Annotated in this window: 20 protein-coding genes; 13 read left to right on the top strand and 7 right to left on the bottom strand. The window is 42.7% G+C overall.

Annotated features, from left to right (window positions below; translation table 11 throughout):
• Positions 1 to 94: 94 nt before the first annotated feature.
• From Q0890_RS03555 to nadR, 3 genes are all read right to left on the bottom strand, one after another.
• Positions 95 to 541 (bottom strand): DUF962 domain-containing protein, encoded by a 447-nt coding sequence (locus Q0890_RS03555; RefSeq protein ID WP_299217699.1) that lies wholly within the window; start codon positions 539 to 541, stop codon positions 95 to 97.
• A 172-nt stretch (positions 542 to 713) separates the two neighbouring features.
• Positions 714 to 1,457, bottom strand: coding sequence for a nicotinamide riboside transporter PnuC (gene pnuC / locus Q0890_RS03550; RefSeq protein ID WP_299217697.1), 744 nt, complete (start codon positions 1,455 to 1,457; stop codon positions 714 to 716).
• Between the two features lie 107 nt (positions 1,458 to 1,564).
• On the bottom strand, positions 1,565 to 2,662 hold the full coding sequence (gene nadR / locus Q0890_RS03545) for a multifunctional transcriptional regulator/nicotinamide-nucleotide adenylyltransferase/ribosylnicotinamide kinase NadR (protein WP_299218006.1): 1,098 nt from the start codon (positions 2,660 to 2,662) through the stop codon (positions 1,565 to 1,567).
• A gap of 564 nt (positions 2,663 to 3,226) precedes the next feature.
• On the opposite strand from nadR, the gene Q0890_RS03540 reads away from it, so the two are divergent.
• From Q0890_RS03540 to Q0890_RS03525, 4 genes are all read left to right on the top strand, one after another.
• The gene (locus tag Q0890_RS03540) at positions 3,227 to 3,439 is read left to right on the top strand and encodes a PspC domain-containing protein (RefSeq protein ID WP_299217695.1); all 213 of its coding nucleotides are present in this window, start codon (positions 3,227 to 3,229) and stop codon (positions 3,437 to 3,439) included.
• Between the two features lie 412 nt (positions 3,440 to 3,851).
• The gene (gene glyQ, locus Q0890_RS03535) at positions 3,852 to 4,847 is read left to right on the top strand and encodes a glycine--tRNA ligase subunit alpha (RefSeq protein ID WP_299218004.1); all 996 of its coding nucleotides are present in this window, start codon (positions 3,852 to 3,854) and stop codon (positions 4,845 to 4,847) included.
• A 9-nt stretch (positions 4,848 to 4,856) separates the two neighbouring features.
• The gene (glyS, locus tag Q0890_RS03530; protein ID WP_299217693.1) at positions 4,857 to 6,950 is read left to right on the top strand and encodes a glycine--tRNA ligase subunit beta; all 2,094 of its coding nucleotides are present in this window, start codon (positions 4,857 to 4,859) and stop codon (positions 6,948 to 6,950) included.
• A gap of 240 nt (positions 6,951 to 7,190) precedes the next feature.
• Positions 7,191 to 7,487: a hypothetical protein gene (locus Q0890_RS03525; protein WP_299217691.1), complete on the top strand. Its 297-nt coding sequence runs from the start codon at positions 7,191 to 7,193 to the stop codon at positions 7,485 to 7,487.
• Positions 7,488 to 7,503: 16 nt separating this feature from the next.
• Here the strand turns inward: Q0890_RS03525 and Q0890_RS03520 are convergent, their stop codons facing one another.
• Together Q0890_RS03520 and Q0890_RS03515 are read right to left on the bottom strand one after the other, a co-directional pair.
• A complete protein-coding gene (locus tag Q0890_RS03520; protein WP_299217687.1) occupies positions 7,504 to 7,962 on the bottom strand; it encodes a cell division protein ZapA in 459 nt (152 codons plus the stop codon).
• A gap of 107 nt (positions 7,963 to 8,069) precedes the next feature.
• Positions 8,070 to 8,510 (bottom strand): hypothetical protein, encoded by a 441-nt coding sequence (locus tag Q0890_RS03515; RefSeq protein WP_299217684.1) that lies wholly within the window; start codon positions 8,508 to 8,510, stop codon positions 8,070 to 8,072.
• Positions 8,511 to 8,722: 212 nt separating this feature from the next.
• Between Q0890_RS03515 and Q0890_RS03510 the strand changes: the two genes are divergently transcribed.
• From Q0890_RS03510 to Q0890_RS03495, 4 genes are all read left to right on the top strand, one after another.
• Positions 8,723 to 9,376 carry a UPF0149 family protein gene (locus tag Q0890_RS03510; RefSeq protein ID WP_299217681.1) on the top strand — a complete coding sequence of 218 codons (654 nt, stop codon included), beginning with the start codon at positions 8,723 to 8,725 and terminating at the stop codon, positions 9,374 to 9,376.
• A gap of 69 nt (positions 9,377 to 9,445) precedes the next feature.
• The gene (locus Q0890_RS03505) at positions 9,446 to 9,928 is read left to right on the top strand and encodes a nucleoside deaminase (protein WP_299217679.1); all 483 of its coding nucleotides are present in this window, start codon (positions 9,446 to 9,448) and stop codon (positions 9,926 to 9,928) included.
• Between the two features lie 31 nt (positions 9,929 to 9,959).
• Entirely contained in the window at positions 9,960 to 11,195 is a 1,236-nt protein-coding gene (gene argE, locus Q0890_RS03500) for an acetylornithine deacetylase (RefSeq protein WP_299217677.1), read from the top strand.
• A gap of 124 nt (positions 11,196 to 11,319) precedes the next feature.
• Complete coding sequence (locus tag Q0890_RS03495; protein WP_299217674.1) at positions 11,320 to 12,051, top strand: LysE family translocator; 732 nt, start codon at positions 11,320 to 11,322, stop codon at positions 12,049 to 12,051.
• A gap of 108 nt (positions 12,052 to 12,159) precedes the next feature.
• Here Q0890_RS03495 and miaB read toward each other — a convergent pair whose 3' ends face one another.
• On the bottom strand, positions 12,160 to 13,641 hold the full coding sequence (miaB, locus tag Q0890_RS03490; RefSeq protein ID WP_299217671.1) for a tRNA (N6-isopentenyl adenosine(37)-C2)-methylthiotransferase MiaB: 1,482 nt from the start codon (positions 13,639 to 13,641) through the stop codon (positions 12,160 to 12,162).
• A 687-nt stretch (positions 13,642 to 14,328) separates the two neighbouring features.
• On the opposite strand from miaB, the gene Q0890_RS03485 reads away from it, so the two are divergent.
• From Q0890_RS03485 to Q0890_RS03470, 4 genes are all read left to right on the top strand, one after another.
• The gene (locus tag Q0890_RS03485; RefSeq protein ID WP_299218002.1) at positions 14,329 to 16,311 is read left to right on the top strand and encodes a lytic transglycosylase domain-containing protein; all 1,983 of its coding nucleotides are present in this window, start codon (positions 14,329 to 14,331) and stop codon (positions 16,309 to 16,311) included.
• 257 nt (positions 16,312 to 16,568) lie between these two features.
• A complete protein-coding gene (locus Q0890_RS03480) occupies positions 16,569 to 17,390 on the top strand; it encodes a ribonuclease T2 (RefSeq protein WP_299217668.1) in 822 nt (273 codons plus the stop codon).
• Positions 17,391 to 17,684: 294 nt separating this feature from the next.
• Positions 17,685 to 18,668 (top strand): malate dehydrogenase, encoded by a 984-nt coding sequence (locus Q0890_RS03475; RefSeq protein ID WP_299217665.1) that lies wholly within the window; start codon positions 17,685 to 17,687, stop codon positions 18,666 to 18,668.
• A 208-nt stretch (positions 18,669 to 18,876) separates the two neighbouring features.
• Positions 18,877 to 19,116 (top strand): DUF2789 domain-containing protein, encoded by a 240-nt coding sequence (locus Q0890_RS03470; RefSeq protein WP_299217662.1) that lies wholly within the window; start codon positions 18,877 to 18,879, stop codon positions 19,114 to 19,116.
• Positions 19,117 to 19,193: 77 nt separating this feature from the next.
• Here Q0890_RS03470 and ribF read toward each other — a convergent pair whose 3' ends face one another.
• On the bottom strand, positions 19,194 to 20,237 hold the full coding sequence (gene ribF / locus Q0890_RS03465) for a riboflavin biosynthesis protein RibF (RefSeq protein WP_299217660.1): 1,044 nt from the start codon (positions 20,235 to 20,237) through the stop codon (positions 19,194 to 19,196).
• Positions 20,238 to 20,440: 203 nt separating this feature from the next.
• Between ribF and Q0890_RS03460 the strand changes: the two genes are divergently transcribed.
• Entirely contained in the window at positions 20,441 to 21,067 is a 627-nt protein-coding gene (locus Q0890_RS03460; protein ID WP_299217657.1) for a GNAT family N-acetyltransferase, read from the top strand.
• The last annotated feature ends 22 nt before the right edge of the window (positions 21,068 to 21,089 follow it).

Genomic DNA, 21,089 nt, shown 5'->3' with positions numbered 1-21,089 from the left:
GGTGGCGCTTTTTTAGGTATAAAAACTATCAATACGTAAGTTGTGGCTACATAGCGCGCTAAACATAAAGCGTTGCGCTGTTAAACGGTGGTTGTTAGCTGTTTTTGCCACCCATAAGGCTGTTGGCTACCCAAGCTGGGCCAATCAATAGAAACTGCAAATCTTCAAAAAACGATGGTTTTTTGCCTTCAATCTTATGACCGATAAACTGTCCAATCCAAGCGACAATAAAAACACCGGCCCAAACCTTAAAACCCCATGGCAGCAAACTCATCACTGACAGACAAATAAGAATGAAAACTCCCATTGCCATAAATAATGGCGTAGAAAGTTGCATATAAAATAGTAATACCAAAGCACTAAGTACCAGAGTGAACCAAACCGATAGCGACATTCCCATCCCTAACAGACTGACAAAGATAGTCGGGACGCAAAGCCAATGGATTTTCTTATTGACTAAGTTTTGGTGGCTGACAGAGTACTCAGTGAGCCATTGTTCGAGTGTACGTTTGGACATACCTGTACGATTGATACGCGACATACTAACCTCCTTGTTAGTGTTTGAGTGCTTACGGGTAGTTAAGTCATTACTGAACCATCAGTTTTAACACTATCTAAGACAATCTACCATACTATTAGCTAGACCATGCAGTCATAAGGCCTTGTTTTGGTAGCGTTATTCGCCATTTAACTATCTAATATTCTTATTAACTTTAAATTTCTACTGCATTTTGCTCGCTACGATGCCATTCGTATAAGCCGATAAAGGCATTGACTTGATAAACCATGGTTTGAATAGCAAAAATATAGTTGCCAGACATTAAGTTTACGATTAACCAAACGAAGTTGACGACAATCCACAGCCACCAGTTAAACGAATAGCGCAGAACCATAGCAGCCTGTGCGGTAATAGACAGTACAAAGGCTAAGACGTTGATCCAAAAAAAAGAAATGACGCCCAAAAACTTACTATTATCGTCTTCTACAACAGCATAACCATAGCTTGCTAGTATGTCGTTGACTGTCGGAAATAGTGCTAAACCAATGACAATAAAGGTGGCGGTGATAAGCCAAACCCATTTACTGGCTGATTTAGGTACCATGTCCCCATCGAGGTCGGTGTGCTTGGACCAATAAAACAACCCATAGACATGGGTAAAAAAGTTAAATAACGGCGCAAGCATCAAGCCCACTGCACCAGACGTTGCTTGTACGACCACCTCACCAGCGGTCGCCGCCATACCAAGACCGTTACCCATGACGTTTTTGCGAAATGACAGCGACACCACACAGATCAAGCCGACAAAAGAGACTCCCAAATAAAACATATCAAGGGTTGTATGTTCTGTAGTGAGCCAAAAGCCTGTAGATAGTGCAACCACACCGCAAATGAACCAGATAACAATCCATTGCATGGACCATTTTCCAGTAATGTTATCTAATAGCTGAATGCGCATAACTTGTTTTCCTAAAAATATATCAGGGAGATACTGACAAAAACGATATTATTATAAATGTGGTATTCGTGAATCTCCGAAACTTCGGATTATAGTGAAACTTTAAACTATGATTTTGGTATGTTTTTACCATAAATATACTGATCGATAAATCGTAACGCTTGCTGATAGCGAGCGTCGTAGTCAGGTTCATCGATCAAATATGGTGCTATATCATGCCGTGCAAATATATCGATAAGACGCTGCTCAAAACGTCCACGTGCATCAGGGTCTCCCAATGAGCGCATGCCATCGTCAACCCATGGTGTGTTGTTATCTAGCATGATCGTATGGTCTAAGCGAAACTCGTCAATACTGGCAGTGACAAATGGGTGAGTACGACCTTCATACTCTTCACAAAATGCTTGTGTGGTCACAAAATCTGTATCAACAATAGTAATAGGGGCGGTTGCTACAGCAGTAGCATCTCGAATGGCCTGTGCATGATCAAGCGCAATAGGCCCATAATCACTGTATTGTAGACCAATTTCACTACCGCCTAAGTCCGTCCCTACGTACAAGCGTCCCATCTCTAACGCAAAACTCGCCCCATAATAGTTAGCAAGCTTATGGACTAAAGTGGTCTTCCCTGAGCTTTCACCGCCAACGATAGCGACCGTCTTGGTGTAATCACCGCGTGCTTGTGGATGAATCGCTGACCAATGGGCGATGGGATCACAAGCGATAGCATAAGAGTCAAATTCAGGCTGAAGTGGGGTAGTGACGACTGTCATCAGTAATTGCTCATGAATGTCGCTCTGCGCCAATGGATGATTATCCGCGACGAATAAAACGGCCTCTACTGGTAAGTCTAGCGCCTCAATTACACGTTGTAGTTTGGCATTGCTAGCAGGTATATCGATTGTTACATCATCGAAGCTGTCATGTAGTGGCAGCTCAATCTCATGAGTTGTGTGAATGTGGATAAACGGCAGATCTGCACAAGCCATCTGGAGCCAGCGGGCTTTATCTTGTAGCGTAATCGTGAAGTCTGGATGCGGTGACGGATGAGCGGTAATGATGATGTGTAACGATTTTGCTTGTCCTGCAGCGTCTAGAATGCTACGCATCTGTCCTAAGTGTAGCGGTTCAAAGTGTCCAATCATCAAGCCGTTATCGTACATATTGTTCCCTAAGTTGTTCTCTAAAAGTGACTTATCAAATATCTTATTGCTCAAATTTTTATCTGTTATTTATCATGGATTATATGACACAGAGCCTTACTTAGCACAGACTATATAAAGCTTTTCGCTCTGATACAGGTACCTTATTGTAAACTACTGCTTGGTTTTTGTGAGTCTATTTTAATACGTTACTATATCAAACGATAAAATTATCCATTATTGACTAACCATACTTTTATATCGAAAGTAACAGAGCAAACTGCCAGTAGAATAAGAGAAAGATAAGCGTAACAAAGTGTCCGCTGAAACATTTTGAAATACCTATTTAAAATCAGGTAGTTAGAGGTAGTCATCGATAGATTAGGGTAAGTTTAAGTAGCATAAATTCACAAAGCATACCTACATGAATAACAGATGTTAAGTAAATCATTGCTATAATTATCTCAAGTCAAAAAAACAACAAATGCGCAAACAAACATTATTAGGATCTTTACTAAAAGTTGAGCTAATAGCAGTTTGGTTTTGTAATAATTGTTCAAAACATGATTTTCACGCATTTTATAATAACAACGCTAATTGAAAGTAAAAAAAGAAGAGGTATGAATTTTGGGTAAATTAGCAAAATTACATCGTTCACAAAACAGCCGTATGATCGCTGGTGTGATGGGAGGTATTGCAGAGTATGTAGGTTGGTCACCAACTTGGGTACGCCTCTTGTTTGTAATAATCTCTACGTTGAGTGCAGCAGTACCTGGCATATTAATTTACGTTATCTTATGGATCGTTATGCCTAAAGCCTCAAATCAGTCTTATCAGTAACATAATTTATAGTCAGTTATACAGCATTATCAAACTTAATAAACGAATAATAATAACAGTAACATGCTATAAAGGTTGCTTATAAAGTGCACAAGCTTCAAGCATAAATCAATAGCAGCCATACAGCTTTCCTCCTGCCCAGATGTTAATTCATCTGGGTATTTTTTTATTGTCTGGTTTTACGCTACATGACGTTTATGAATGTCTAGATACTATTTTATTATTCGATATGACTTACTAGCAAGATAAATTTAGTTGCGGTAAATATGGATAAAATATCCGTTTTTTAGTAAGGTGAGCAGGCAAATAGATATGTAGCCAAATGCGCTACACGAACAGTTAGCATAGATGTTTGTTACGTTCGGTCTAACCTTCTTAATTCCATAGTGATTTTCTTATGAATTCTCAACCGATGACTTTTCAAGATTTAATCTTAACCTTACAGAACTATTGGGCTGACAAAGGCTGTGTGGTCTTGCAGCCTTACGATATGGAAGTTGGCGCGGGCACCTTTCATACGGCGACTTTTTTGCGCTCACTTGGTCCTGAGCGCTGGAACGCCGCTTATGTGCAGCCGTCACGTCGTCCAACCGATGGCCGTTACGGCGATAACCCCAACCGTCTACAGCATTACTATCAGTTTCAAGTAGTGCTAAAACCCAACCCGCCCAATATCCAAGAGTTATATTTAGACTCACTAAGAGCCATTGGTATTGATCCTTTGGTGCATGACGTGCGTTTCGTTGAGGATAATTGGGAATCACCTACGCTTGGCGCGTGGGGTCTTGGTTGGGAGATTTGGCTCAACGGTATGGAGGTGACGCAGTTCACTTATTTTCAGCAAGTCGGCGGTATTGAATGCTTCCCAGTCACAGGCGAGATTACTTACGGTCTTGAACGCTTGGCGATGTATGTACAAGGCGTCGATAGTGTTTATGACTTGGTTTGGACAGATGGTGAGTTTGGTCGTGTCACCTATGGCGATGTCTTTCATCAAAACGAAGTTGAACAATCAACCTATAACTTTGAGCACGCTGATGTGTCAAAAATGGGTGAGTTTTTTGATTTTTATGAAGCGCAAGCGGATAAATTGGTTGCCGAAGGCTTGCCATTACCAGCGTACGAGATGGTGCTAAAAGCCTCACATGCCTTTAACTTGCTTGATGCACGTGGTGCTATTTCGGTTACTGAACGTCAGCGCTTCATTTTACGTGTGCGAACGCTAGCGCGTAAAGTGGCTCTTAGTTATGTCGAAGCGCGTGCCAAGCTTGGTTTTCCATTGGCAGATGACGATCACCGTCAAGCGGCGCTTGATAAGTATTTGCCAAAAGAAGAGCCTGAGACGGCAGCTGAAATAGGGGACAAAAACCAGTCTAACGACAATCATCAAACGACTAATAATAAATAGGAGCATCCCATGAGTACGATATTATTTGAATTGGGGTGTGAAGAGCTGCCTCCAAAAAGCCTAAAACCACTACGTGATGCCATGCAAGCCAGTGTCATTGAACAATTAAACGAATTTAATATTAGCTTTGATAGTATTAAAGCTTTTGCCGCACCGCGTCGTTTGGCACTTCAGATTCAAGGGATCAGCGATAAGCAGCCAGACCGCATGGAACAAAAGCGTGGCCCTGCGATTAAAGCGGCATTTGACGCTGATGGTAACCCGACGCGCGCAGCAATGGGCTTTGCCAAAGGTTTGGGCATCGATGCCAGCGAGCTTGTCACTATCAACACCGACAAAGGCGATTATGTTGGCTACGAGCAGACCATTCATGGTCAGGCAACGACTGAGTTACTGCCAGCTATTTTTCAGGCAGCGCTAGATAATTTGCCAATTGCCAAACGCATGCGTACAGGTGCGAGTCGTGATGAGTTCGTGCGTCCAGTACAGTGGACAGTATTGATGCAAGATGATGCTGTCATTGATGCGACGATTCAGGGACATGAGACCAGCAATCTAACCCGCGGTCACCGCTTCCACAGTCCAGACTATCATAATATTGCTCACGCCAATGATTATGAGGAGCTCCTTACTGACCTAAAAGTTGTGGCCGATTTTGATAAGCGTCAAACACTGATCAAAAACCAAGTCAAAGCATTGGCGGATGAAGTCAATGCTGATGCGATCGTGCCGCAAGACTTGCTTGATGAAGTGACGGCGTTGGTCGATTACCCTATTGCATTACGTGCAAGCTTTGAGCCGCGCTTTTTACAAGTGCCACAAGAAGCGCTGATCTCCACCATGCAAGCAGATCAAAAGTACTTTTGCTTGACTGATAAAGAAGGTAAGCTACAGCCTTATTTTATCTTTATTACCAACATCGAATCAAAAGACCCCAATCAAATCATCGAGGGTAATGAGAAAGTGGTGCGTCCGCGTCTGGCTGATGCCGAGTTTTTCTTCTTGCAAGATCAAAAGCAGCCATTGTTTGCGCTAACTGAAAGCTTAAAGACTCGCGTGTTTCAAGACAAACTGGGTACGATTTGGGAGAAGTCTGAGCGCATTGCTAAGCTTGCCGCCTTTATTGCTACCTTGATGCAGCAGCAAGAGCATGATATTAGTGTTGATGAAACAGTACGTGCGGCTATGTTGTCTAAGGCGGACCTAGCAAGCTCGCTGGTTGGTGAGTATCCTGAATTGCAAGGTATCGCTGGTACTTATTATGCGCGTCTAAATGATGAGCCAGAAGCCGTCGCTGCAAGCCTGCAAGAGCAGTATTTGCCTAAATTTAGCGGCGATATATTACCGCAGACGCCGATTGGTATCTGTTTAGCGCTGGCTGATCGCTTAGATACGCTCGTCGGTATCTTTGCAATCGATCAAGCGCCAACTGGTTCAAAAGATCCGTTTAGCCTGCGCCGCTCTGCTATTGGTATCTTGCGGATTTTAATTGAAAAACAGCTACCGATTAATTTGGTAGCATTGGTTGAGCAAGCGATCAAAGGCTACAGCACAAGCGGTGGTAGCAAAATCGCTAAGATGGGCGACACCTTCACCCAAGTGATGGCGTTCTTAAATTCGCGTTATCGAGCGATGTATACAGAGCAAGGAGTGAGCGTCGATACCATCCAAGCAGTACAAGCGATTAATCCACATATGCCACTAGATTTTGATCAGCGTATTCGCGCAGTACAAGCGTTTAGCAAGTTGCCTCAAGCGTCGATGTTAGCCGACTCCAACAAACGGGTGGCTAATATTTTAGCCAAGTCAGAAATAACCGTCGCTGACAATGTCGATGAAACATTACTGAGTGAAACAGCCGAACAAAATCTGTATCAAGCTGTTCAGCAAGCACAAAAGGCTGTAGAACCGCTACTTGAACAAGCTGACTATACGCAAATATTGCAAACGCTCGCCAGCTTAGATGCGCCATTGACGCAGTTCTTTGATAACGTGATGGTTAATAGTGACGATGCAGCGCTTAAAAACAACCGCTTAGCCTTGCTCAAACAAGTACGAGCCTTGTTCTTAACCGTGGCTGACATCAGCGAGCTGCAGCTATAACCTTATGGTTTAAGCTCGCTTAAATTGTTTTTGCAAAGTAGTGCACTAAGAATAAAAAACTGACCCTAATGAGTCAGTTTTTTATTCTCTTTAAAAGGTGTTTTTAAACAGTGCTAAGCGCTTGGTAACAATGAATATGACAGTAAACAAACAGAGCAAAGATTGTGCTTATAGTTTAACTTACAGTACACTTCATACCGTACCTATAGTATATAAATTATCCATCTAAGGAGCATGACCGTGGCGGCTGCTATTATTATCATCATTCTTATTTGGGTCTCGATGTGGGGTTTTTATAAGTTCATGTACCCACGAGCGCCCAAAAGCATGATGCCAAAAGAAGGGGATGTGACCACACCGCGCAATTGCGATTTTTGTGGGCACAGCTTGGCTGAATATCGCGGCGTTCTCGAAAGCCAGCCTAATTTGGCCACAGATAGCGATGGGCATACTGTAACCAATAAAGAACTATTTTTTTGTAACTATGAGCATCAAGCAGACTTTCATGCTGGTAAGCGTTATCAGCCAGGAGGGTAGTCTGTCATTTATGAGCTTACAAAATAGACTGTGCATCTTTTATAATTTTGCTAAGCAATGCTTCAGCTTGTTTGGATGCTTGAGCAGTTTCGTCATCTGATTTTTTATGGGCATGAATTTTTTCATAAAGGTTCAAGCAGCATAGTACGAGTAAGTTTTCTTGACTCAAGTTCGGCGCGTCTTTTTTGATGTTGAGCAAAAAGTCGTTGATATAATATACCGCTGAGCGTAGCTCCGCCTCTTCATTTGCAGGGCAATAAATTTGATAGGTCACACCAGCGATGACAATGTCTACTTTTTTCATTTCTGGTTCAGATGTCGCAGGTTTTGCGCTTGTATTAGAGGCAGAGCTACTAGAAGCTGAGTGGTTAGAAGTCAAGTTTGCATTGTCAGCACGCTGTTTCGATGCTTCATTTTGGTTTTGCTGAGATTGCAGTTTGTCTTTTTGAGTGGCGTTGCTATTGTTATCAGTCATAGAGAATCCTACAAGTTAACGTCGTTAAAATAGTATCATTAGCGCAGACATCATTAATACATGATGAACCGCAGCATTATTAAATTAAAGTATATAAAAAACTATGCTTAGCCTTCCATTTGATCAATACGCGTCAATCGTTTTAGTACGACTTGCGTACGCTCAGCGGCGAGCTGATTTTTTTCTTGTAAGTCATGATTTTGCTTTTTGATATCGCTATTTTGTTGTTTGAGTTCATTGTTGTGCTGTTGTAGCTCATTATTCTTATGCTGCAAATCATTTATCTGTTTATGCAGTTGGTCTTGTTCTTCGCCAATCATATGATGTGCTTCAGCGAGGCTTTGATAGCGTTTATCCAGATCGGCCAACTGTTTTTTGGCATTATCGTTTTCAGATTTAAAGCTGTTTAGCTGGGTTTTGAGCGCTGCTAGTTCTTTGGGGTCGCTATTTGGCTTTTGTTTGAGGCTGCTAAGTTCGCTACTGACGAGCTGATACTGCTTTTTTATATCGAGTATCATTTTTTCTAAGTTTTTTAGTTGATCATACATAGTCAGTTTTTATCCTTAACAAGTAATGTGTGGAGGAATTTTCTTCGTTACGTTTAATAATGCCATAGGTGACCGCATAATATCTATATCAACAAAGTAATTGCACGTATTGTGCTCCATTTTTTGCTTTTATTGGCTGTAATCTTATAAATAGTATGAAATTACAGCTATTTTACATGAATAAGTACCGACTAATTGATAGGACGATTGTTATGAATGACAATATCTCAGGCTGGAACACTTGGTCAAATACCATTGAAGATTGGACTGATGTTAGCATTAGTGAGCTACATGGTTTGATGACAGGCTTGATGACAGCATGCAATGCTCCTAGTGAGCAAGAATGGGCGACTGTCCTTGCAGAGCTAAGTTTTGCACCATTGCCAGACGCGGCGCTAACCTTATTGGCAGAGGAGGGCGAAGATACAGTATTTCAGTTAAAAGACAAAGACGATGCCTATGCATATATGCCACTTGTTCCTGATGACGAACATAGCTTATACGAACGTGTCATTGCTTTGAAACAGTGGGCGAACGGTTTTATGACAGGGTTTGGGATTACTGATTGTGGTCTGACGGCTGAAGAAAATGAGATGCTTTCAGATTTGGCCAAAATTGGGGCTATCCGCCTTGAAGAAGATGAAGAATATGAGGGCGGTGAAGAGTCCTACCTTTATATTTATGAGTTTGCGCGTATGATACCTGTGAGCTTTGCTACTCGTAAGCGTAAACCTGTTAAAGAGTTGACACTGATTTCAGGCTTGGCTATAAATGCTAAAACGACAAAAGAGTTGCAGGCAGAAGGTAAATTGCCAAAGCCTATCCCGCCTGTGCTCAATGTCATGAACCAACATAATCCGTCGTAAGTGTTTCGCTATAACGTTAAGTAGTATAGGGTTTGCGATTTGCCGTCAAATAATAAAAGGGAGACTGAAATGATAACGGACAATGATATACAGTACTTGCATCGCTGCGTTGAGCTTGCTGCTGAAGCGGTAGAGGCGGGCGATGAACCATTTGGTAGTGTATTGGTCGATGACGAGGGACGTGTGTTGCATGAAGATCGTAACCGTGCCAATACAGTCGACGCCACTTATCACCCTGAGATTGCTGTCGCCAAATGGGCGGCTCAAAACATGGATCCTGATGCACGTGCAAAAGCAGTGGTCTATACCTCAGGCGAGCACTGTGCTATGTGTTCTGCTGCGCATGCTTGGGCAGGATTGGGCCGTATTGTTTACGTTAGCTCATCGAAACAGTTAGGCGCATGGATGGAGGAGATGGGCGTCAAATCCTCTTCTCCCATCAATACCTTATCGATTCAAGAAGTGGCTCCGAACATACCAGTAGAGGGTCCAGTTGTTGATTTAGACAACAAGGTAAAAGAGTTACACCGGCGCTCAATCCAGAAAGGCTAATGTTTGTTTTATATCGTAATGAGGATGTTCTATGGCTATCAGTAGTAGTAACGATGATGATAAGCAAACCTTGTCTCATGTGACGTATCCTGCGCAAAGCATCGATTGGCTAACGCGTCTGATTGGCTTTGATACGGTCAGTCGCCATTCCAATTTAGCGTTGATCGAAGATGTGCAAGCCTATTGTGAGCAATTGGGCTTATCGGTGGATTTGACCTTTAATGAGGCCAAAAATAAAGCCAATTTATTTGTCACCGTGCCAGCAGGAGCCAACGCTAATGAAGTGAACCGTGGCCTTGTATTATCTGGTCATACTGATGTCGTACCAGTTGATGGACAAGAGTGGGCATCGGAGCCATTCACCGCGACCATTCGTGGCGACAAGCTATATGGGCGCGGTGCTTGTGATATGAAGGGCTTTATTGCTTGCGCGTTGACCTTATTGCCACAGGCAGCAAAACTGTCTAAAAGTGGCCAGTTGCATCGTCCGCTACATTTAGCTTTATCATTTGATGAAGAGGTTGGCTGCTTGGGCGCTCCGTTAATGCTGGCAGATTTACAGGAACGTGGTATCGCACCGGATTATTGTATCGTTGGTGAGCCGACCAATATGACGATGGTTGTGGCCCATAAGGGCATCGCTGTTTATCGCTGCCGCGTCCATGGCAAGTCTGCGCATTCATCATTGACCAAACAGGGCGTTAATGCCATCAGCTATGCCAGTCGACTCGTCGGTTATGTTGATACTTTGGCTGAAGAAATCAGTCATCGCAATGATAATGACGCACTGTTTGATGTGCCTTATTCGACGCTCTCTGTTGGCACAATACAAGGCGGTACAGCGACCAATATAGTCCCAAATTTATGTGAATTCACCTTTGATTATCGTAATCTGCCGCATATGACACAAGACGATATTCTCGCGCCGATTCAAGCGAAAATTGCGGAGCTTAATGCACAGATGCAAGCACGCGCTGCCGATACTGGTATTGAGCTGCTGCAAATGGAGGCCGTACCAGCCATGACCGACAATGATAGCGCTGAGCTACAAGCGTTGATCGCTGCCCTAACGAAGGACGACAAACGTCATAAAGTTGCTTATGCAACTGAAGGCGGGCAATTTACCAATGCTGGCATACCAACGATTATTTGTGGTCCTGGCAGTATTGAGCAAGCGCACAAAGCTGATGAGTATGTTGAGCTTAGCGAGATGGTACGCTGTGATGAGTTTTTACAAAAATTGCTTAAGAGCTGTGCGGTTAGTTAAGGCAGTAAGCAGTTCTTTTTTGTTATGAAGTAGCATAAAATATACCGTCTTTATGGCGGTATTTATTTTTTGCGTCTTTTGCGTTTATGCCATTTATTTTAAATAAAAGAGTAGGGGTTGGTTGATGTCTTGGCATCTGTTTGCGGTATTTTTTGCAAGTACGTTTTTTATTTCAGCGACCCCTGGTCCCAATATGTTATTAGCGTTCCAGTATGGGATGAACTATGGGGTCAAGCGGACAATCTGGACGCTGGCGGGGTTAAGCCTTGGTTTGTTTATACTGCTATTATCGACATTGCTTGGATTGGATGTCATCAGTCGCCAGTCACCTTGGTTGCTTACGGTTATTAAAGCAGTCGGCGCAGCATATCTTATCTATTTGGGTATCAGCTCGTGGCGCGATGCTGGTGAAGGTAGCTTGATGAGCGATGCTCGTGAGATAGGTGAGGAGGTGGCAGCTGACTACCCCACTACTATGCAACCTACGCCTGATATGCCTAGACCACGCTCGCTATCTAGTGCAGCAGTTAAGATGTCTCCGAGCAACACAACCTTATTTCGTACTGGTATTTGGGTGTCACTGTCTAACCCAAAAGCCATCTTGTTCTTTGCTGCGCTCTTTCCTAAGTTCATTAATTTTAGTGCGCCACTGTGGCCACAATATGTGGTATTGACTATAGGATTGTTTTTGAGTGAGACAATCTGGCAGATCGTTTATACCCTAGGTGGTACAAAGCTTGCAAGCTGGCTCGATGTTGGAAATCGCTTGGTATGGCTCAATCGTGGTTGCGGGATTATATTTATGCTAATTGCAGCAGCGTTATTGGCCGAAGTGTTGAACAGCTTTATGGTTTAAAGTAAGTCGTTTGTCATTTAAAAACTTATCATTGCGTCATAAAAAAGTCGCTTACTAGCGAATAGTAAGCGACTTTTTTTTGTATTTAGATATTTAGACTAAATAGATTTAAGCTAAAACAGCTTCAAGCTCACCTTTGACCATATGCGGACTCACAAAATCAGTAATGTGAACGCTAACAATCTTACCAAGTAGCTGATCTATTTGTTCCATATCGTAAGGGAACATAACAGTACGTGTATTGTCTGCCGTGCCGATTAGGCAATCTGGATGACGATCTGCCACTTGTTCAACCAACACGCGAGTCGTCGTGCCGACCATTTCATGAGTTTTGGCAAGCGTTGAGTCTATGATGACTTGCTGAAATTCAGCCAAGCGCTCTTTTTTGGTCGTAAAGCTCACATCATCAGGCAACTCTGCGGCTGGCGTACCTGGGCGTTTAGAATAGATAAAGCTATAAGAGTGATCGAAATTTAACTCTTTTGCCAAGTTTAATGTATCTTGGAAGTCTTGATCGGTCTCACCCGGGAAGCCAATGATAAAGTCACTCGACAAATAAATATCAGGACGAATGGCCTTGAGTTTATTGATCTGATTGATATAAACATCAATCGTATGGTTACGCTTCATCGCCGCGAGGATATTGTTTGAGCCACTTTGTACAGGCAAGTGCAGGTGTGATACCAGCTCTGGTAATTGCGCATAAGCATCAATGATATCATCAGTGAACTCTAGCGGGTGGCTGGTGGTATAGCGAATACGTTCAACGCCATCGATATGTGATACATAATGCAACAGCTCTGCGAAACGGCAAATACTGCCATCATCTTTTTCACCGCGATAACCATTGACGTTTTGACCGAGTAGGTTGATTTCACGAATACCTTGCGCCGCCAAACTGTCAATCTCAGCCAATACATCGTCTAATGGACGTGACAACTCTTCGCCGCGAGTATATGGCACCACACAAAATGAGCAGTACTTTGAGCAGCCTTCCATGATGGAAACAAAGGCCTTATAACCCTCTACCTTGGGCTCAGGCAAAAAGTCGAACTTTTCAATGCTAGGAAAAGAGATGTCAATGGTGCCAATACGATTTTTGGGAGCGATATTGCGTTGCTCGCTTGATTGATCATATAGCTCTGGCAGACGGTGCAAGGTCTGCGGCCCAAATATCATATCAACGTAAGGGGCGCGTTTTTGGATATTGTCCCCTTCTTGCGAGGCCACACAGCCACCGACGCCGATGACCAAGTCTGGACGTTTCTCTTTCAACTTGCGCCAGCGGCCCAATTCTGAAAACACTTTTTCTTGGGCTTTTTCGCGGATAGAGCAGGTATTCATTAAAAGCACATCCGCCTCATCAATATCCTGTGTCACCACCATGCCGTGCGAATCGCCCAGCACATCAAGCATTTTATCAGAGTCATAAACGTTCATCTGACAGCCTTGAGTCGTGATAAATACTTTCTTAGTAGCGGCTGAAGCAGTTTCTGGATTTGTCTCTACGAGTGCATTGATAGCAGGCGCAGTGACATCAGTTTTAGCACTAGCGTCAGTGATGCGGGGGTCGAATACAGAAACACTCATAAGTTAAAATCCATAATTATCAAAAATTATCAAAACATGGCAACGATAAGCCATTAATGCGTGGCGTATTTTATCATAACCATCTACTAATGTGAAAAGTAACCGTATAGTATTGGCCATTATTGTTATAAATTATTTATAATACTATCAATTGCTTATCATAATTTTTATAGGTATTTGACGAATATAGCAGAGTCGGCGCCATATCATCTCTGTGTTACGCGCCACTCTCTTATTTATTAACGAATAGTAAGGGCGCTGGTTGAAAGTCAGATGAATGTAGTATGATAAGTGTGATACTACTAATACAGTACATTGTTCTAGTCTTTACTTATATTGACCGATATCTACTCATTTTAATAAGTAGTGAGCTGAGCCTATCATGGTATGAATGAACAGATAGTCGATGTTAACAAAGAGTATTTGTTAAATATTAGAATGACGTTTATAAAGTTAGTACAGAAAATGAGCACAGATAAGAGAGCTAAAACAGCATAAAGGGTTTTGGCAGTAAATGATGATTAAAATACAAAGAGAGCAAGTATGAGAAAGCAGTCAGCTGCCAATCACATTCAAAATAACAGCCAAGCTAGTGATTTTGTCATGTCTAAACCGAAACGCCATATAACTGTTATGGGCGTGCAAGCCCGATCACTACGTATTGGGGCGCTAAGTCTAGTTACCGCAATGAGTGCAGCTGGGTTGTCACAGGTTGCTTGTGCACAGCCTACAACCTCTTATGGTAATAGTTACCAGCAAGACAACAGTGTGGATTACTTTACATTGGCTGCACAAGCGGCAGACCGCAGGGACGTTAATGCCTTGTTTAATTATGAGCAATTGATGAGTGGCGGATTGTTTGCCATGTATCCAACCTACTGGCGTATGAATCTAGATTTAGAGGCGCAAAGCTCTGCTGCCGTATCGCAGTTCGTTCGTCAGTATCCTAATACAGTAATGGCTGAAAAATTGGTTGCTGATTTTGCCGAAACAAAAGCTGCTTCAGGCGACCACGCTTCGGTACGTCAAGTTGCTAATTTAGTGACAAATGGTGATCGTAGTGAGCGCTGTGCTGTTGCTCTTGGATTTAATAGTGGCGGTGATACGATGCGTGCGCTGGCAGAAAAGTCAGATGTTTGGTTGAACACGCTTAAGCAGCCTGCACTATGTGATCAGCTTGCCACTGAGCTTAATAATAATAGGCTTATCAGTAATCAAGACCGCGCCGCTCGTCTCAAACGTATGTTACGTAAAGGCAAGACAGGCGATATTATGGCATTATCATCACGTCTTGGTACGCCGATTCCTTATTCTATGTTAAGCGAGATTCAGCTTAATCCAAGTGCTTATTTTGGTCGCTTTGGCATGCAGCCTAATAACCAAACCAACCAGTATTTATATCTATATGCTATAGGACGACTCGCTGAAAAGTCATACCGTGAAGCTGCTCTGCAGTTAGATTTTGATATCAAACAAGACAATCAGCGTTCAGCCAAATTATTGAATGATGATACACGTCGCTACGCTTACCGTATTCTAGGGGTAGAGCGTATGAACCATACCACTGATGATGGTTTTAGCGCTGAGGCTATCGACTGGTTTCGCAACAGCTTAGACGATGATTTTAACTTTGAAGAAGCTGAAGATTATGCCAAGGCGGCTATCCGTTTTAGCCGTTGGGATGATGTGATCGAATCTATCTCACAGATGGATGCTGAAACCCAAAAACTAAATCAGTGGCAATATTGGCTAGCACGTGCATACGAACAGTCAAATAACAGCAGCAAGCGCAATACGGCTAAGAAAATGTATCAATATTTGGCCAAAAGTAATGATTATTATGGTTTGATGGCTAAAGATAAAGTCGGACAGCGTTTTGATGCTAGGAGCTTAGGTGGTAGCAACCTGCCAAACGTGAGTACTGCTGATAAAGCTCGTGTTCTACAAGACCAACACTTTGCACGTGCTTTTGCTTTATATAATGCTGATGCTAGCCGTGCCTATGCCAACCGTGAATGGAACTGGGCGGTAAAGCAGGCACGCGATAATCGTGATGATGGCCTAATTATTGCAGCGGCTCGTCAAGCGCATGACATGGGCTGGCTTGATCGCGCTATCTATGCTGCCGACAATACTGATAGGATAAACAGCCTAGCATTATCGCATCCAATGCCGCATCAAGATGCGGTGGTACGCTATAGTCAGTCGGCCGGTATTGATCCAGCATGGGCTTATGGCATTATGCGTCAAGAAAGCCGCTTTGTGACGTCAGCACGTTCTAACGTTGGCGCTAGTGGACTTATGCAAATCATGCCAGGTACAGCAAAATATATTGCACGTAACCTAGGTGAGTCGTATAGTGCCAGCCGTGCCAATAGTGGAGACACTAATATTCGCTATGGCACATGGTATATGAGTGATATCTTGGGTAAGCTGAACTATCAGCCTGTACTGGCAACGGCAGGTTATAATGCTGGTCCTAACAATGCCAAACGCTGGCAACCTACTTATGGTCCGCTTGCTGCAGATCAGTATGTTGAATCGATAGCCTATCCTGAGACTCGTAATTACGTGAAGCATGTAATGGAGAACGCGACTGTTTATAGTAGTTTGTTGGGTCGTACTAAGTCGATTAGTGAACGTATGGGCACAGTGCCAGCGGCGCTTTAGATTTAACAGCGATCTGATTTTTCCTATGTCGGTATTATTAAATTAAAGTTTTTGTAAGTGGTAGTAAAGGCGATGTAAAGGTGCTTTGCTACCTCTGTTATAATTGTCACTCTTTACAAAGTTTTACTAAACGGTTCATTTAAAACTGTTGCTTAAATTATTAGCATTTTACGTTCAGAACTTAGCTGCATTTTACTGTATGATGTTGCCTAAATGCTGCTGTCCATGTTTAATAACTATTGAGTGTTTTTTTATTTATGATAAATAATGACCCCATCCGGCCTGCGCACACGTTCACCAGATTTCAGTTATCTGCCCGAAAGTGTGCGCGTCAGTTTGTGCGGGTATTTGGTTCAATAGCTAAATTACAGCAAAATAATATAAAAAAAGATGGGTCACAAAAGTATTGGTCGAACAAACATGAAAATAATGTCCCTAATAAAAGTCATTATCTAACCTTGAATATTGTAGGTCTAATCCTACTACAAGGCATATTTTTACTACCAGCACAGGCAGCAAATGCTATTCAATCTAATCAAAGGGTACTGATGATTGAAATGACACCAGCGCTGTGTAATTTGCAACCTTCACGCGCACGCATGCGTCAATGTTTAGAAGGTTATTCCTTGACGGTATCTGGGCTAGATATGGGATATGGAGAGCGCTGTGGTCGCGGTAGTGATCCACGATTAACACCGTTACAGCTAAAAGTTGTTAATCGTATCATGCCTGATACGACCGTACGTAGCCAAGCATGGCAGCATCATGGTGCTTGTAGTCCGCTGAGCGCCAGCAGCTATTTTCGCCAAATTACCAATTATGCCGGCGCTTTAAAACTACCTAGCGAGTTGAATACAGGCAATAGTTATACGGTTTCAAAGTCTCGTTTCATTAGTCAAATGACTCGTCTTAATAATGGAATGTCTTCTGCTAGTGTTGATTTGATCTGTCAAGCTGGTAATCGTCGTCAGTCTGTACTGACTGACATACATGTTTGCTACGATGGTGGCCAGTTTGGTAAATGCAACGAAGTAACAAATAGTTGCGGCAGTAACTTTATTATTTCGGGTGGTAAGTAGCCATAACTATTGATGAGACAAATCAATTAAAGCAGTTCTCTTACTGTACAGCCCCTTCTTATGTGCATGTTGGTTTTTGCTGACAAACTTTTGTACGTATAAAATGTAACAATATAGACATCAGTAAGCGCATCGTTGTCCCTAGACGGTTTACTAAATGAAGTGCTACACTAGCTTTCGGTTTGTGACCGCTACCATTGAGCAAGTCTATATCTCATTGCGCAAGTCCATATCTATTATGCCTGTCTGTATAATGATGACGACATTATCTAATAATTAATTAGGGAGTATTCTATGAAACAGCCTTTACGTATTGCCGTGACTGGTGCCGCTGGTAATATCAGCTACGCGATGCTATTTCGTATTGCATCTGGTGAGATGCTTGGTAAAGATCAACCAGTTATTTTACAATTGCTTGAAATCACACCAGCGCTTGATGCTTTAAAGGGCGTGGTCATGGAATTAGAAGACTGTGCATTCCCATTGTTGGCAGGTATTGTCCAGACTGATGATGCCAATGTTGCATTCAAAGATATCGATTATGCGTTACTAGTAGGTGCACGTCCGCGTGGCCCAGGTATGGAGCGTAAAGACTTGCTAGAAGCCAACGCTGCGATCTTCTCGGCACAAGGTAAAGCATTAAATGAAGTGGCCAGCCGTGATGTAAAAGTATTGGTCGTCGGCAACCCTGCCAACACCAACGCGCTAATCGCCCAGCGTAATGCGCCAGATCTTGACCCACGTAACTTTACTGCCATGACTCGTCTAGATCACAACCGTGCGATGGCACAGTTGGCTCAAAAGACTGACAGCACTGTTAATGACATTAAAAACATGACCATCTGGGGCAATCACTCATCAACTCAGTATCCAGATCTAACCGCTTGTACGGTAAATGGTAAGCCAGCATTAGATTTGGTAGATCGCGACTGGTACGAAAATACTTATATTCCAGAAGTACAACAGCGCGGTGCAGCAATCATCAAAGCGCGCGGTGCATCATCTGCGGCCTCTGCTGCCAATGCTGCCATCGCTCATATGCGTACATGGGCACTCGGTACTGATGAAAACGATTGGGTATCAATGGGTGTTTATTCAAACGGCGAATACGGTATCGCTGAGGGTTTGATTTACTCATTCCCATGTACATGCAGCAACGGCGATTGGTCTATCGTAGACGGCGTTGACGTATCATCAGATTTCTCAAAAGAGAAGATGGCAGCTACAGAACAAGAACTTAGCGAAGAGCGTGATGCGGTTGCACACCTGCTTCCATAGGTCGTAAATTTGCTAAACCCATTGTACAAAGTAATCTAGAAGAAGCCCTCTTATATAGAGGGCTTTTTGGGTTTTAAGCATACATTAATACAATTGATAACGTTAGATAAACGTTGATTAACAGCGAATAAAAAAAAGCTTGCTACAATAAATGCGTTCGTTGAAATAATAAGTATAATCAAACTTGCATTATCTAAGGAGAGGCAATATGTTGGGTGAACCTGAATATAATATGAATGAGCTATTTGCTCAGTTGGGGCTGGATAGCTCGGATGAGGCGATTGATGAGTTCATCGAAAAGAACCAATTAGCCAAAGAAGAAGAGCTGATCGATGCTCATATTTGGAATGATAATCAGCGTATGTTTTTGCAAGAAGAATGGCAAAAAGATGCAGTGTGGGTTGAGACGATTGATGAATTAAACGTACGCTTGCATCCAGACGCTTAGAGTAAAACAACAGATGAATTAAAAAAGCCCACAAATTTACAGCTTGTGGGCTTTTTTCTGCAAACAAGTTGCGCTCTTTAACTTATTTGTTGATGCTCTCGCCATTCAAGTAATTCTTTAACATCTTGATGAATACCTGCTTTAAGATCTTCTAAACTCTCGTAGCGCCGTTCACCATGCAAAAAATGCAAAAAGCGTACTTGTAGAGTTAGGTCGTACAAATTGCCTTCAAACTCTGGAAAATGCACTTCCAAGCGCCAGTTATGCGCTTTATTAATAGAAGGTCTGATGCCGATATTTGCAGTACCAAACAAGCTATGCGGACGTAGGCCTACCATACCTGTTTTCTTACCCGTAGCCAGTTTTGCCAAACCATGAGGTATTATTCCGCCTTTACCATCAAGACTGACCACATCAACAGCAAAAATACCATGAAGTGCAGGCTTTAAACGATCCAGATTTATATTAGCAGTAGGAAAGTCCATCGTTCGACCAATTTTATCTCCGCTGACAACCGATCCTGTCATAGTATAGTCGCGACCAAGTAAAACATTGGCCGAGTCGATATCCCCTGCCAACAATAAGTCACGAACACGCGTGGAGCTGATGCGAGCCGCTTTACTGCTATCATCGGTGACCGTATGTAGATTGGTCACATTTAATCCATAATCTCGTAAAAACTGACTGTCACCAGTACGATCATGACCAAATTTAAAGTCATCACCTAATACCAAAGCTTTGACATTTAGGCGCAGCGCTAACAGATCAGCGAACGCCTGCGCTGATAGCGAACGAAACTCATCATCAAAGCTTGCAACGATTAAAGTGTCGACTCCATGCTCGGCTAATAAGGCTTGCTTTTCTACTAGATTGGTCAAGCGCGCTGGAGCCTTGGCTGGTGCAAAAAACTCACGAGGTTGGGGTTCAAATATCATGACGGCAGAATGAAGGTTTTGCGTGTTGGCGATGTCACGCACTTGCGCTAACATCGCTTGATGACCTAAATGTACACCATCGAAGTTGCCAATAGTAAGCACGCAAGGTGCCAAATCTACAGGACTGGTATCTGCAGGCAAAGTGCTTGGTGATGCAATCAGTTGCTCAAGAAAATAGGTGTTCATAAATTTCAGCTATGATAGATAAGACCAAATAAAAAAACAAAAAACACATCTGTACTAAAAATCGATGTGTCTAAAACCAGCTATTATAAAGTAAAATAGTCACACTAACATCTATAGTCTGCTGATAATACAAGTATAGTCAATCTACTATAAAAACCTTACATCGCCTCATTATTTACTACGCCATTAGCTATGGAAACTCTATGACTAACATTACTTTGAATGCTATACCGCCTAATTCATCAATATACAATCTTGACGAGCAGTTTATGGTGCATCTTGCCAATAAACAGGATTTACCAGAGATTTTGGCAATTTATAATCAAAGTATTGCCGGCAAGCAAGCGACAGCGAACTTGACGCCAGTGACTTGTGAAGAGCGTGCAGAGTGGTTTGATGAACATCTCAATAGTCCAACGCGTCCCATTTATGTAGTTAGAGCAGCGGTTATATCAGCAGATGATGATAATATTGTCACACAAACAAAATCACCAATCGTTGCGTGGGGCAGCTTTAGTGATTTGTATGCTCGTACGGCTTACCATATTAGCACTGAGATTAGCATCTACCTGCATCAAGGCTACCAAAGAAAAGGTTTGGGCAGTTTGCTCGCGCGCTGGATGCTGACGCAAGCACCAAATCTTGGCATTCAAAACGTCGTCGCGCTTGTCTTTGCCCACAATAAACCAAGCTTAGGACTGTTTCATAAGCTTGGTTTTGAGCAGTGGGGCTACATGCCAAAAGTATGTGATATGCAGGGGTTTATTGCGGATGTCGTAATGCTTGGTAAAACCATGGTAGTTGAACAAACGAAGGCCGATAACGCATAATTAATAACAGACCCTAAATGTT

The organism is uncultured Psychrobacter sp., from assembly GCF_947488565.1.
GTDB classification, from domain to species: Bacteria; Pseudomonadota; Gammaproteobacteria; order Pseudomonadales; family Moraxellaceae; genus Psychrobacter; species Psychrobacter saeujeotis.
This window is presented reverse-complemented; position numbering and strand designations above follow the sequence as displayed.